At 39.2% G+C, this 13,053-nt stretch carries 14 protein-coding genes; 4 read left to right on the top strand and 10 right to left on the bottom strand.

The genetic code is table 11. The features are described from left to right. Positions 1-3: 3 nt before the first annotated feature. From AYT27_RS00435 to nth, 8 genes are all read right to left on the bottom strand, one after another. A complete protein-coding gene (locus tag AYT27_RS00435) occupies positions 4-858 on the bottom strand; it encodes a metal ABC transporter permease (RefSeq protein WP_034447584.1) in 855 nt (284 codons plus the stop codon). Next, positions 855-1,685 carry a manganese/iron ABC transporter ATP-binding protein gene (locus tag AYT27_RS00430; RefSeq protein WP_011180048.1) on the bottom strand — a complete coding sequence of 277 codons (831 nt, stop codon included), beginning with the start codon at positions 1,683-1,685 and terminating at the stop codon, positions 855-857. Before AYT27_RS00430 ends, AYT27_RS00435 begins: the two co-directional genes overlap by 4 nt. Next, entirely contained in the window at positions 1,682-2,590 is a 909-nt protein-coding gene (locus AYT27_RS00425) for a metal ABC transporter substrate-binding protein (protein WP_011180047.1), read from the bottom strand. Before AYT27_RS00425 ends, AYT27_RS00430 begins: the two co-directional genes overlap by 4 nt. Positions 2,591-2,879: 289 nt before the next feature. Next, positions 2,880-5,294 carry a phenylalanine--tRNA ligase subunit beta gene (pheT, locus tag AYT27_RS00420; RefSeq protein ID WP_011180046.1) on the bottom strand — a complete coding sequence of 805 codons (2,415 nt, stop codon included), beginning with the start codon at positions 5,292-5,294 and terminating at the stop codon, positions 2,880-2,882. Between the two features lie 31 nt (positions 5,295-5,325). Beyond that, positions 5,326-6,411, bottom strand: a complete 1,086-nt coding sequence (pheS, locus tag AYT27_RS00415; RefSeq protein WP_011180045.1) for a phenylalanine--tRNA ligase subunit alpha — start codon at positions 6,409-6,411, stop codon at positions 5,326-5,328. Between the two features lie 93 nt (positions 6,412-6,504). Further along, the gene (rplT, locus tag AYT27_RS00410; protein WP_011180044.1) at positions 6,505-6,906 is read right to left on the bottom strand and encodes a 50S ribosomal protein L20; all 402 of its coding nucleotides are present in this window, start codon (positions 6,904-6,906) and stop codon (positions 6,505-6,507) included. Positions 6,907-6,939: 33 nt separating this feature from the next. Continuing rightward, positions 6,940-7,143: a 50S ribosomal protein L35 gene (gene rpmI / locus AYT27_RS00405; RefSeq protein ID WP_011180043.1), complete on the bottom strand. Its 204-nt coding sequence runs from the start codon at positions 7,141-7,143 to the stop codon at positions 6,940-6,942. A 148-nt stretch (positions 7,144-7,291) separates the two neighbouring features. Continuing rightward, positions 7,292-8,032, bottom strand: coding sequence for an endonuclease III (nth, locus tag AYT27_RS00400; RefSeq protein ID WP_011180042.1), 741 nt, complete (start codon positions 8,030-8,032; stop codon positions 7,292-7,294). A gap of 108 nt (positions 8,033-8,140) precedes the next feature. Here nth and AYT27_RS00395 point away from each other — a divergent pair, with 108 nt between their 5' ends. Both AYT27_RS00395 and AYT27_RS00390 read left to right on the top strand, forming a co-directional pair. Then, the gene (locus AYT27_RS00395) at positions 8,141-8,569 is read left to right on the top strand and encodes an Hsp20 family protein (RefSeq protein ID WP_011180041.1); all 429 of its coding nucleotides are present in this window, start codon (positions 8,141-8,143) and stop codon (positions 8,567-8,569) included. 19 nt (positions 8,570-8,588) lie between these two features. Next, positions 8,589-8,840 (top strand): BQ00720 family protein, encoded by a 252-nt coding sequence (locus tag AYT27_RS00390; protein ID WP_011180040.1) that lies wholly within the window; start codon positions 8,589-8,591, stop codon positions 8,838-8,840. A gap of 775 nt (positions 8,841-9,615) precedes the next feature. Here the strand turns inward: AYT27_RS00390 and AYT27_RS00385 are convergent. After that, positions 9,616-10,203 (bottom strand): transglycosylase SLT domain-containing protein, encoded by a 588-nt coding sequence (locus AYT27_RS00385; protein WP_011180039.1) that lies wholly within the window; start codon positions 10,201-10,203, stop codon positions 9,616-9,618. A 108-nt stretch (positions 10,204-10,311) separates the two neighbouring features. Continuing rightward, positions 10,312-11,496: a DNA recombination protein RmuC gene (locus AYT27_RS00380; protein ID WP_011180038.1), complete on the bottom strand. Its 1,185-nt coding sequence runs from the start codon at positions 11,494-11,496 to the stop codon at positions 10,312-10,314. A 91-nt stretch (positions 11,497-11,587) separates the two neighbouring features. Between AYT27_RS00380 and def the strand changes: the two genes are divergently transcribed. Further along, positions 11,588-12,118: a peptide deformylase gene (gene def / locus AYT27_RS00375; protein ID WP_011180037.1), complete on the top strand. Its 531-nt coding sequence runs from the start codon at positions 11,588-11,590 to the stop codon at positions 12,116-12,118. After that, entirely contained in the window at positions 12,118-13,053 is a 936-nt protein-coding gene (gene fmt, locus AYT27_RS00370) for a methionyl-tRNA formyltransferase (RefSeq protein ID WP_011180036.1), read from the top strand. Before def ends, fmt begins: the two co-directional genes overlap by 1 nt.

Genomic DNA, 13,053 nt, shown 5'->3' with positions numbered 1-13,053 from the left:
ACATCAAACCTTTTTTGCCGCATTTATACGTAAACGCGCAGCAATAAATCCATGTTTAGGAGCAAAAATAAAAGCTAAAATAAACAGAAATGCTTGAAAAAGCACAACAACACCACCAGTTTGCGCATTCAAAAAATAACTTACATAAACACCTAATACGCTTGTGAATGTCCCAATCATAACTGCAATAACTAAAATACTCACAAAACGGTCACTTAAAAGATAAGCTGTTGCTCCTGGCGTTACGACAAGACAAATGACTAAGAAAGCTCCAACTGTTTGCAGTGCAGCAACAGTACATGCAGCAAGCAATGTGAAAAAAAGAATCTTTAAAAACTTTACGTTTAATCCAATAGCGCGAGCGTGTGTTTCATCAAATAAAGAAACAAGAAGATCTTTCCATTTCAAAAGTAATATAAGCAAAGAAAAAAAACCAATAAAAGCCAATTGTATAATATCTGATGAACTGACTGCTAAAATATTTCCCAAAACAATCGTATCAATATTAACAGCCATTGGCTTTAATGATTTGAGAAACAAGCCAAAAGCAAAAAAGGAAGAAAAAATGAGACCAATAATGGTATCTTCTTTCAGCTTTGTTCGATGGTTAAAAAAGAGCATTGCTGCTGCAGCGAGTCCACCAGAAAAAAAAGCTCCAAGCGAAAAAGGTAATCCTAAAAGATATGCCCCTGCTACACCAGGAACAATTGAATGAGAAAGCGCATCACCAATTAACGACCAACCTTTTAACATTAAAAAAGCAGAAAGAAAGGCACAAACACATCCAACTAACCCGGAAACCCACATCGCATTAACCATATATTGATAGCTCAACGGTTCAAGTAACCAAGACATTATGCAACATGCTCCACTCTTTCAATATTCTCAAGAAATGCAGACTGTTTTCCTCTTGTAAAAACGTCATCTTTTTTTTTGCCTTGAAGATTAAAAATATGATGGTGCAAAGCGCCACCAAAAGTTTTCTCAAGATTTTCCTTTGTAAAGACGGTTTCAGTTAAGCCAGAAGCCAAAACCGTTCCCTTTATTAAAACTGTATGATCACAAAATTCACGAACAGAGCCCAAATTGTGGGTAGAAACTAAGATCACAGCCCCTTCTTTACGAAGGTCTTGCAACAAAGCAATAATTTTATCTTCTGTTGTGACATCAACTCCTGTAAATGGTTCATCTAACAAAATAGCTTTTGCCTGCTGTGCAAGAGCGCGTGCTAGAAAAACACGCTTCTTCTGCCCACCAGAAAGTTCACCAATTTGACGCTTAGCAAATGCCAGCATATCGACGCGTTCTAATGCAACACGCACAGCTTCATAATCGCGTGCCCGTGCATAACGAAAGAAATTCATATGACCATACCGTCCCATCAAAACGACATCTTCAACAAGGACAGGAAAATTCCAATCAACATCCTCACTCTGGGGAACATAAGCAATAAGATTTTTTTTCAAAGCCGTATCAACCGGCAAATCAAACATGCGAATTTTTCCTTTTGATGGCCGTACAAACCCCATAATTGCTTTAAATAGCGTTGACTTACCTGATCCATTAACGCCAACTAATGCCGTAATAGAACCTGTTGGGCTTTCAAAATTGACTTCCCGTAAAGCAGTATGTCCATTACGATATGTTACCGTTACGCCTTGGGCAAATATTCCAGATCCTATCATTGGCCTTTTACTCCCTCTAATAAGGCAGCGCTAATACGCCCACTTGTGACACGTAATAAATCAATATAGGTTGGTACCTCACCATTTTTCTCACTCAGCGAGTCAACATAAAGAACACCGCCATATTTAGCCCCTGTTTCTCTCGCAACTTGTTTAGCAGGAGCAGGAGAAATAGTGCTTTCAGAAAAAACTGCATGGATATTGTATTTGCGAACCATATCAATAACATGCTTAACTTGTTGTGGTGTTCCTTGCTGATCAGCATTAATGGGCCATAAATAAAGTTCTTTCAGATCAAAATCACGCGCCAAATAGCTAAATGCGCCTTCACTAGTTACAAGCCAACGCTTGTCTTGCGGCACCGCTTCTAATTCTGTTTTAATCGGATCAATTGTTGAGCGAATCTTTTGTTTATAAATTTCAGCATTTTCTTTATAAATAGGAGCATGTTCAGGATCGTATTTTACAAAAGCGTCACGAATATTATCAACGTAAATCAATGCTGAAGTCGGAGACATCCATGCATGAGGATTAGGTTTTCCACTGAAAGGTCCTTCACCAATTTTAATCGGTACAATACCTTTTGAAACAACGACACTTGGAACATCCTTGATATTTTGAAAAAACTTTTCAAACCAAAGTTCCAACTCTAATCCATTCCACAAAATAAGATTTGCTCCTTGTGCGCGCATAAGATCACGAGGAGTTGGTTGATATTCGTGAATTTCAGCACCTGGTTTTGTGATTGATTCAACATCCGCAACATCACCTGCTACATTGCGCGCCATATCAGCAATGATTGTGAAAGTTGTAACAGCTTTAAATTTTCCAGCACACAAAGCAAAATCGGATGTAAAAAAAATAGCACTTGCCCATATTATGATAAAAAACGTTTTTACGTTCATTGATCCTCTCTTTCCTTCATATGCTCTCTCTTTATTGCTAATGATTTGCATTATCATTTAGCAATAACAGTTATTTTTTACCTTTGCAATGAAGGATCTTTACAAAAGGACAACTTTTTAAGTGATTTTAAAATAGTCTTTTTCGCCTTGAAAAAGACTAATATTTAAAGAGAATCTCTTTAGTATGAAGGTCCTTTCAAAAAACTCCACAGCTCTTGAATGTCTGAAAATAAGGGAGCACTTCTCGGAGTGCTCCTATTTGGTGAATATTTATAGATGAGAAAAAGATTCAACAGCGCAAACTTGCACCCGTCATCCTAGTGACATTTTCTACCAGTTTCAAGGCAAGCTCTTCTATATCTTCATCAGTGAGAGTCCGTTCAATGGGTTGAAGAGCAACTTCAATCGCAACAGATTTTTTCTCTTCACCAAGGCTTAAATCTTCAAAAACATCAAAAACCTGTACCGAATGAATAAGCTTTTTATCCGCTCCACTGGCAGCACGAACAATCAGAGAAGAGTCAACCATTTTATCAACGACAAATGCAAAATCACGCCGCACCATTTGAAGCGATGATAATTTCAAAGGAGAACGGCTTTTTGTTGCTTTCTTCTTTGGCTCTGGAATCCGATCGAGAAAAATTTCAAAACCGCATAAAGGACCACTGATATCTAATTTCTCCAATGTAGCAGGATGAAAAACACCAAAAAAACCAAGAATAATCTTTGATCCAAGCTTTATAACCCCTGAACGACCAGGATGATACCAATCAGGTGCTCCCACTTCAATTTGAACTTTGCCACTCTCTAGACCGCATGCTTCTAAAACAGCCAATGCATCTGCTTTGGCATCAAAAACATCAACCGCTCTTGCATTCCCATTCCAAAATCGCCCTGCCCCTCCAAACTGCTCTGTTCCACGGCGAATACCACCGGCAACACGGTGTTGCTTATCAGGAGTATCGTCTTCGTAGATGTTGGAAACTTCAAATAAAGCAAAATCTGGAAAACCACGGTCAGCATTGCGCTGTGCAGCCACCAACAAACCAGGCAAAAGAGAGGGACGCATAACGGACATATCAGCAGAAATGGGATTTACTAATTTAAGCTGTGCTTGACCACCTCCAAAGGCCAGCGCCTGTTTTTCAGAAATAAAAGACCAAGTCACAGTTTCTCTCATACCACGCCCCGCTAAGGCGAAACGTGTAATACGTGAACGAAGTTGCGAAACTGTTAAAACTGGATCTTTGACCTCCATAAAACTTTCTAACGGTATCGGCTTAATTTTATCCAGCCCATAAATTCTCATTACCTCTTCCACCAAATCCGCTTTACCGACAATATCAGGACGCCATGTTGGTACTTTAACCACAACCACATTTCCTTGACCTTCACTATCAAATCCTAGCTGTGTCAAAATAGTCATGGTTTGTTCATGTTCTATTTCCAAATATGTTAAACGTTTAATTTCAGAAAGTGGAAAAGTGATCTGTCTGATTTCTGGCTGCTGATAACCCACAATCTTCATCTTTGAACCTTCACCACCACAAAGACGTAGGACCAACTCTGTTGCAATCTCAAGCCCTGTTTCCATAAAAGCCGGATCCACACCCCGTTCAAACCTATAACGGGCATCACTGATAAGTCCTAATGCACGCCCTGTCTGCGCAATACTCTGCGCATCCCAAAGTGCCGACTCAATAATAACGCGACGCGTCGTCTCATCACAGCTCGTTCTTTCACCACCCATAATACCGGCAATCGAAACAACACCCTCTTCATCTGCAATAACACAATCTTTAACACCTAAATTATAGACTTTTCCGTTAAGCGCCTGAAGCTGTTCACCTTCACGACCACAACGTACACGCAAATTACCTTTAATCTTATCGGCATCAAAAACATGCAGCGGACGACCAAGATCAAAACTGATGTAATTGGTTATATCAACCAACGCATTAATTGGTCTCAAACCAATGGCGTTCAAACGTTGTTGCATCCATTGTGGCGATGCATTATTTTGAACATTGCGAACTTCACACCAAGCAAACCCCAAACATAACAACGCGCTTTGCGAAAAATCTAAAGAAACATCAAGCGATGTTTCAAAGGTAGTACCCAATTGTGGCAAGGATAGTTCTTTTAACCGACCAATTCCAGTCGCAGCAAGATCACGGGCAATACCGCGAACCCCTGTGCAATCAGAACGATTGGGCGTCAAACCGATATCAATCACCGGATCATCTAAACCTGCATAAACTGCAAAGGAAGCTCCAATAGGCACATCTTCTGGAAGCTCGATAATTCCATCATGCTCATTTGATAATTCAAGCTCGGCCCACGAACACATCATCCCAAAACTTTCAATACCACGGATTTTGCCTACCGATAGCGTCACATCAAGTCCTGGTACATAAGTCCCTGGTAAAGCAAGAACACCAACAAGTCCAGCACGTGCATTTGGTGCCCCGCAAATAACTTGTACAGGTTTATCAGCCCCTGTATCTACCGATAAAATCTGTAGTTTATCTGCATCAGGATGTTTTATTGCCGTTAAAACTTTTGCAATCACAAAACCTTTTAAATAAGAACGATCATCAACATGATCAACCTCAAGACCAATAGCCGTTAGTTTATCACAAATTTCATCCAAAGATGCATCTGTCTCTAAGTGATCTTTCAACCAAGACAATGTAAATTTCATTTTAAAACCTCACAGGAAAACTATGACAAGATCACACATTTCTTAAACCAGGAAAAAAAGCATGCATGTCAAAGCAACGAAAGCCATAATGATCTAACCAACGCAGATCAGCATCAAAAAAAGCTCGCAAATCAGGCATACCGTATTTCAACATAGCAATGCGATCTATGCCCATTCCCCATGCAAAACCCTGATACTCATCAGGATCTAAACCAACATTCTTTAAGACATGAGGATGAACCATTCCGCATCCTAAGATTTCCAGCCAATCCTGTCCTTCCCCAAATTTCACTTCTGAACCAGAACGATCACATTGAATATCTACTTCCATGGAGGGTTCAGTGAAAGGGAAAAAAGAGGGGCGAAAACGCATCTTTACAGAGGAAACTTCAAAAAAGGCTTTACAAAAAGTCTCATGAAGCCACATCATATGTGCAATAGTAGAGGTTTTATCAATCACAAGACCCTCTACCTGATGAAACATGGGTGAATGTGTTGCATCCGAATCCATACGATACGTTTTTCCAGGAATAATGATACGTATCGGTGCTTTCTGCTTTTCCATTGTGCGAATTTGTACAGGCGATGTATGGGTGCGCAATAATTTCCGCTCTCCCGTTTTATTAACATCAAAAAAGAAGGTATCATGCATTTCACGTGCTGGATGACCTTCAGGAAAATTCAATGCCGTAAAATTATAATAATCTGTTTCAATATCTGGTCCTTCTGCAAGAGAAAAACCCATCTTCATATAAATAGCTATAATTTCTTCAATCACTTGTGAAATCGGATGAATACGCCCCCGTTCTATCGGTGAAGAACGCACAGGCAAAGTGATATCCACTGTTTCACGAGTAAGGCATGCATCCATTGCTTGACGCCTCAGAAAATCACGCTTTTGCGTCCATAGTTCTAAAACGCGATTTTTTAATCCGTTAAGAACTGGACCAACTTTCTGGCGCTCGCTAGCACTCATCTTTCCTAATGCTTTTAACTTTTCAGAGATGCTGCCTTTTTTGCCTAACGCTGCAATACGCACAGCTTCAAGTGCCTGTTCATCACCAGCCATCTCTAAGGCTAAACAAATTTCTTGTTCAAGACGCTCAATATCGCTCATATCTTTGCCTATTTTTTGAATAAAAAAAACCCGCACTAGCCTAACCAGTACGGGATCCCGAATAAATGAATGCTTTAAGAGAACGCGACTGGCTTACTTGACAGCGCCTTCAAAAGCATTAGGCGTTGTATCTTTCAAATATTCCAAAGCTTTCTTTGCAGAAGCTACTAAAGCAGAAAATGCCGCTGACTCATGAATTGCTATGTCTGAAAGAACCTTACGATCAATCTCAATACCAGCCTTTGATAAACCATCAATAAAGCGTCCATAAGTTAAACCTTCTGCACGGACAGCTGCATTGATTCTCTGAATCCATAAAGCACGGAAAGTACGTTTCCTATTTTTACGATCACGATAAGCATACTGCTTTGAACGATCAACCGCCGCCTTAGCTGCACGGATGGTATTTTTACGACGACCGTAAAAACCTTCAGCCTGTTTAAGAACTTTTTTGTGCTTAGCGTGCGCTGTAACACCTCTTTTTACACGTGCCATGTAATACTCTCCTAAAAATCAAAAGCGTCAGGTTTACAAACCATTTGGCAAATAATGCTGAATAACTTTTTTAGCATCTTGCTCACTCAAAACCATTGTTCCACGAGCATCGCGAATAAATTTATTCGAACGTTTAATCATGCCATGCCGTTTACCTGCAGCTGCCACTTTAACTTTACCTGACGCAGTGATTTTAAACCGCTTCTTAGCGGACGATTTGGTCTTCATCTTGGGCATTTTGCTACTCCATACATTATTCATAAGCGAATCTTTTTATTCAAACGGACCAAAGCTTGAATAAGCATTTAAACAGCCACGGCATGCCCTGCCGGGCGGTTCCAACAATGTTTTCATAAGGCAGTATCAACAAAATAGCAAGTCCATATCAAAAAAAAATTGGAGCTCCATTCCCCTGAACTTCAACCAAAGGTGCTGGAATTGCATTTGTTTTGATTGCTGCTTTACAGAGATCAGCAATGATGCACCGCGTACATTGTGCTTTACGCGCTTGACAAATATAACGCCCATGTAAAACGAGCCAATGATGTGCATAACGAAGATACCGGAACGGTATAATCTTTAACAACTTTTCTTCGACAATCTCTGGTGTTTTGCCGGGCGCTAAACCAAGACGGTTCCCAAGGCGCAAAATATGCGTGTCCACCGCCAATGTAGGCCAACCAAAAGCAACATTCAAAACAACATTAGCTGTTTTACGCCCCACACCAGGAAGTGCCATAAGTGCCTCACGATTATCAGGTACTTGACCACCATAGTGATCAATTAAAAAGCTGCAAAGCGCGTAAATATTGCGCGCTTTTGCACGCCAAAGACCAACTGTACGAATATGGCGTGCAATTTCTTCTTCTCCTAAAGCAACCATTTTTTCCGGTTGATCTGCGAGGCGAAATAATTCTTTTGTCACTTTATTAACACTTGCATCTGTCGCTTGTGCTGAGAGAACAACTGCAATTAAAAGAGTAAAAACATTTGTATAGATAAGATCACTTTTAGGAGTCGGGCGTTGAATAGAAAAACGGCGAAATATTTCTTCAATTTCGTCTTCGCTATACAATATTCCAGCAACTTTTTTTTCTTTTGACAATTTTATTGTTTTATGAGTCATTGAACTCTCTCATCTTTTCTCTTGAAGTTACCAATTACACTCGCCATATGAGAAGGATGGAACAAACGCTTTATTTAGAGTATAGCCGCTTTAAAGAGGACATTCACAATGACACATGTGACGCCTTTCTCCAATCCTTTTCTCTTAGGATTTGAAACAATAGAAAAAACATTGCGACGTATTGGTAAAGCTGATGAAACTTATCCCGCTTATAATATTGAGCGTTTACACAAAAATGATGATGCAAGCCATATACGCATAACTTTGGCTGTTGCTGGCTTTAAAGTCAATAATCTCAATATCTTGCTCGATGACAACCAATTGATTATTCATGGTAAACAAACAGACAGTCAAAACCACCAATATCTATATCGTGGTATAGCTGCACGTCAATTCCAACGTACTTTTGTTCTTGTCGAAGGAATGCACGTTACAAATGCCGAGTTGAAAAATGGTCTTTTATCAATTAACTTATACCAGCCAAAAACAAAAAAACAAATGAAGCAAATTCCAATCAAAGTAAGTAATAAGAGTTAAGGTATAAAGGAATAATGAAATGGGAGAGCATAAACAAAACTTGTCGTTGCAAGATATGACCCATTCTGATACGGGGCAGATTGCTTATTTAAAAAAGGTTTGTACAGATGATCTGGCTAAAAATTTTCCAGATCTTCCGCCAATGACCCCTGGTATTACAGTATGGGCTCTGTTTGGTGAAACAGGTTATCCAATCATTTTATCCGATGAGCGCTCTATTGCTCTTGCAGGAGCCAATGAGCATGAGCTACAAATTGTAACTTTGCACTAGGTTGCTTTACGAAAAATATTGGGTATTTTATAAGATCTGCTGATCTTTCATGAGAAAGTATAGCGATAAGTCTGTTTATGGATAAATTGGAAGCAAATCATTCCAATTTTAGGGGTATCGTAATTGTTTTTAATCAAAAAGTACGGTTGTATTTAACTTCACCCTGTCCGTTTAGATTATCAATCTTTCTAAGTGATGATAACTGCTCTTTGTTTCTTTTTGTACTCTGCCGTTTGGCTTTTATAAAAAGAGAGAAAAAACAAAGCTTTTCTGATTAGTGGTCTTTCATGTATTTTATTAGCAAGCTTTATATTGAACTTTTTACCTTGTGATATCGTATCTCCGTTTTAACAAAGGTTTTGATAAAAAAATCCTCTCCCTCGTGTTATTAAAATGCATTGAAAGAGTCTTTTGTCATAGAGGTATTTAATTCGTATAACAATTAAGTCAAGCTGTTAATTTATAATGACAATTTATCGTTTTGAATATTGAATGAGAAATCCAAATATTGTAAAATTCCTTCATTTCAAACCTGTTCATAGTGAATCAATCAAAATCATTTGTTTGCATGTCAGAAATAGAATTAGTGTGTGGATAACAACTCTTCAAAGAAGGAAAATGCCTTTTATGCACCGTCTTAATGCAACGTTTTTTTGCAATATTTGGAACTGTTTCTCTAAAACTACATTTGCTTATTCAGGTTATAAGAAATTCTGCACTTAAGTCAATTTGAAAACCAATTTAATTCCTACTTCAAATATTTTTATAATCCTCCTTAACGCCGTCCACATGCCTTTAATTGCTGGTCATAGTGTCTAGACATAATTGCCATACGCTGTGCCGCTTGTGCAAGTGTACCAGGTACATATCCTTTACTACGCGCATAAGCACTATGACCCATATGATAATTTAAATAAAGGCTATACGCATCATCAAACCTCACACCATTGCGTTGAACACTCTGGCGATGATACCAAGCAACAAAATCAGCGGCATCTGCAAAATTAGTACGCCATGCAAAAGATCTTCCCGTAGAGCGAAGATACATTGCCCATGTACTGTCAAGTGCTTGAGAATAACCATATGCTGTCGACGGACGCTTCCATGGAATAAAACCAAGTAGTTTTTTGCGCGCAGGACGTGCATTGTGACGAAAGTTTGATTCCATCTTAATGGTTGCAAGAATAATAGGTATAGGAATCCCATAGCGTATTTCTGCTCTTTTAGAAGCCTTTCCCCAATTATCAAAAAAACCATCTTTTTGCGCTAAAATGGCGCAAGCATTGTTTGTATAAATCGGGGAGGTTGTTGTACATCCCCCTAGCAGAAACACCAATACCCCTAAAAACAAAAGGTGTCGCATTTCCTCTGTTTCTCTCCTTAGGAAATAAAACGCGCACTATGGATACTAAAAAATTATTACCAATCCATAAAGGATATGAACATACTTATGATGACTAAGAAATTTGTTTTACTCCTCATCAACCAAACGCAATGTTTGCGATTGAGCAGATGTTTTTATTTCCATTGGCTCAGAATTATTATCTTTTAATTGAAAAGTTTCAATACGGTTAGCTCGTTTCATAATTTTGGAAGATGAGATTAAAATCCCTTCTATATCCTCTCCTGCTTTGTAAAAATGCTTCTGTAATGCGCGAATACGTGTATCCATTCGTCCAAAATCTTCCATCAATTTTGCTACTTCTGACTGAATCAAATGCGCTTGTTCACGCATCCGTGCATCTTTCATAATGGTTTGTACAACCTGAATAGAGAGCATCAACAAAGACGGAGATACAATAATTATATGTGCTCGATTAGCTTTTTGTACCAACGATTCAAAATCCTCATAGATCGTTGCAAAAATCGATTCCGATGGCACAAAAAGAAAAGCTGTGTCATGTGTTTCTCCAGAAATTAAATATTTTTGCGCAATATCACGAATATGAACTTCCATATCGGTACGAAATTGGCGTTCTGCTTCTTGACGTTCTTGTGCTGATGTTGCTTTACGCATAGCATTCCAAGCTTCTAGAGGAAATTTAGCATCAACAACCAAAGAAGGTGCCTTATTCGGCATGTGGATGAGACAATCTGGCCGCTTTCCATTAGAGAGCACAGCTTGAAAAATATAAGCATTCGCTGGTAGGGCATCAGCAATAATTGCTTCCATCCGCCCTTGACCAAAAGTACCACGCGTTTGCTTATTGCTTAAAATTGCCTGCAACTGAACAACCTGTCCCGCAAGTGATTGAATATTATTTTGTGCTGCATCAATGACCGCTAAACGCTCTTGCAAACGATTCAAATTTTCATAAGTCGATTTGGTCTGTACCTGAAGAGTTTGCCCTAAATTGGCTGTCATCCCATTGAGTTGCTCACTGAGTGACTTATTTAATTCCGCCTGTCTTTGACCAAAAATTTCTGCCATCGTTTGCATCCGTCCTTGCATTTCAGCCTGTGTTTTTAGCAATGTAGCCATTTGCATTTGTACTTCACGAGAACGCTCAGCAGTTTCACTTTCCCAAAGCGCCTTTTTCCGATAAGAATGCATCAGCATAAAAAATACCAAGCAAACGAATATAAGCAAAAGCAGAGCGCTCAGTTTAACAAAAGACTCATCAGCGAGTATAAAAGAAAAAAACGAATCAAACATAAAAAGTAATATAACGCTCTTACCGTAAAAAAGCGTAAGAATCTGCCATTCAATATTGACCCATAACAAACCATTGATTAATCTGTGCCTCATGCCAATGAGACCTTTAGTTATTGTACCTGATCCGATTTTACGGGAAATATCCAAACCTGTTGAGTATATTGATTCAGCTGTTCAAAAACTCGCTGATGATATGCTGGAAACTATGTATCACGCCCAAGGCGTTGGCCTTGCCGCCATTCAGATTGGCATACCCCTACGTATGTTGGTTTTAGATGTCTCGCGAAATGATGAACAGAAAAATCCTCTAGTTATTATCAACCCTGAAGTCTTATGGCTTTCAGATGAGCGTAATATTTACAAAGAGGGCTGTCTTTCTATTCCAGAATATTTTGCAGAAGTCGAACGCCCCAAACGCCTCTGTGTTCGCTATCAAAATCGTGAAGGAAAACAAACAGAAATTGAGGCAGATGATCTCCTCGCTACTTGCTTACAGCACGAAATCGATCATTTAAACGGTCGCCTTTTTATTGATTATCTTTCAAAGATCAAACGCGATATGGTGATACGAAAATTTAAAAAACGTGCAAAAGAAAAAAACACACAGGAAGCAGTTTTGTAATGGTATTACGGTTAAGTTTTATGGGGACACCTGATTTTTCTGTTCCCATTTTACAGGCTTTATTGGACGCTGGTCATGATATTGCAGCTGTTTATAGCCAACCTCCTCGCCCTGCAGGACGGCGTGGCCTTAAATTGATCCCCTCACCTGTACAAAATCTAGCAAAAGCAAAATCTATTCCTGTCTTTACACCTCAAACACTCAAAACAGCAGAACAACAAACCAAATTTACAGAACTTGCTGTTGATGTTGCCATTGTTGTTGCCTATGGACTCCTCTTACCGAAAACCATTCTTGAAACACCCCGTTTTGGTTGTTTCAATGCCCATGCTTCACTCTTACCACGCTGGCGTGGTGCTGCACCTATTCAGCGTGCTATTATGGCTGGTGATAAGGAAACAGGGATGACGATTATGAAAATGGATGAAGGACTTGATACAGGGCCTATCGCTCTCTCTTGTGCCATTCCCATTACTGATAACACCACTACTAATGAACTTGCACATAAGCTTTCACATATAGGTGCAGATCTTATGATAGAAATGCTATCGGCTCTTGAAAAAGGGCAACTTAAACTTACCGCACAATCAGGAGAAAACATAACTTATGCCTCAAAAATAAAAAAAGAAGAAACACGCATTGATTGGACAAAACCTGCAGAATTTATTCACAGATATATCCGCGCTCTTTCTCCTTTTCCTGGTTGCTGGTGCAACATGAATATCGCCGGTCGAGAAGAACGTGTCAAAATTCTTGGAAGTCGCCTAACGACACGTCCTTCTCTTGAAATTGGTCGAATAGAGAAAGGACCAGATTCTTTACTTATCCATTGCGGACAAGGGTGTCTTGAAGTAACCTATTTGCAAAGATCTGGTGGTAAAGTTCTTGAGTGTGCGACCTTTTTGCAAGGTGCTCATATTTCTGCTGTTTTTTAA

Source organism: Bartonella henselae str. Houston-1 (genome assembly GCF_000046705.1).
GTDB lineage: Bacteria > Pseudomonadota > Alphaproteobacteria > Rhizobiales > Rhizobiaceae > Bartonella > Bartonella henselae.
The sequence above is the reverse complement of the archived record's forward strand: the minus strand, read 5'-3'. Positions and strand labels throughout refer to the sequence as shown.

What these genes read in the sequence shown, in the direction of transcription:
- nth (WP_011180042.1), bottom strand. Translation starts at nt 8,032, where the DNA reads ATGACTCATAAAACAATAAAATTGTCAAAAGAAAAAAAAGTTGCTGGA.
- AYT27_RS00425 (WP_011180047.1), bottom strand. Translation starts at nt 2,590, where the DNA reads ATGAACGTAAAAACGTTTTTTATCATAATATGGGCAAGTGCTATTTTT.
- AYT27_RS00430 (WP_011180048.1), bottom strand. Translation starts at nt 1,685, where the DNA reads ATGATAGGATCTGGAATATTTGCCCAAGGCGTAACGGTAACATATCGT.
- pheT (WP_011180046.1), bottom strand. Translation starts at nt 5,294, where the DNA reads ATGAAATTTACATTGTCTTGGTTGAAAGATCACTTAGAGACAGATGCA.
- AYT27_RS00380 (WP_011180038.1), bottom strand. Translation starts at nt 11,496, where the DNA reads ATGTTTGATTCGTTTTTTTCTTTTATACTCGCTGATGAGTCTTTTGTT.
- def (WP_011180037.1), top strand. Translation starts at nt 11,588, where the DNA reads ATGCCAATGAGACCTTTAGTTATTGTACCTGATCCGATTTTACGGGAA.
- rpmI (WP_011180043.1), bottom strand. Translation starts at nt 7,143, where the DNA reads ATGCCCAAGATGAAGACCAAATCGTCCGCTAAGAAGCGGTTTAAAATC.
- pheS (WP_011180045.1), bottom strand. Translation starts at nt 6,411, where the DNA reads ATGAGCGATATTGAGCGTCTTGAACAAGAAATTTGTTTAGCCTTAGAG.
- fmt (WP_011180036.1), top strand. Translation starts at nt 12,118, where the DNA reads ATGGTATTACGGTTAAGTTTTATGGGGACACCTGATTTTTCTGTTCCC.
- AYT27_RS00395 (WP_011180041.1), top strand. Translation starts at nt 8,141, where the DNA reads ATGACACATGTGACGCCTTTCTCCAATCCTTTTCTCTTAGGATTTGAA.
- AYT27_RS00385 (WP_011180039.1), bottom strand. Translation starts at nt 10,203, where the DNA reads ATGCGACACCTTTTGTTTTTAGGGGTATTGGTGTTTCTGCTAGGGGGA.
- rplT (WP_011180044.1), bottom strand. Translation starts at nt 6,906, where the DNA reads ATGGCACGTGTAAAAAGAGGTGTTACAGCGCACGCTAAGCACAAAAAA.
- AYT27_RS00390 (WP_011180040.1), top strand. Translation starts at nt 8,589, where the DNA reads ATGGGAGAGCATAAACAAAACTTGTCGTTGCAAGATATGACCCATTCT.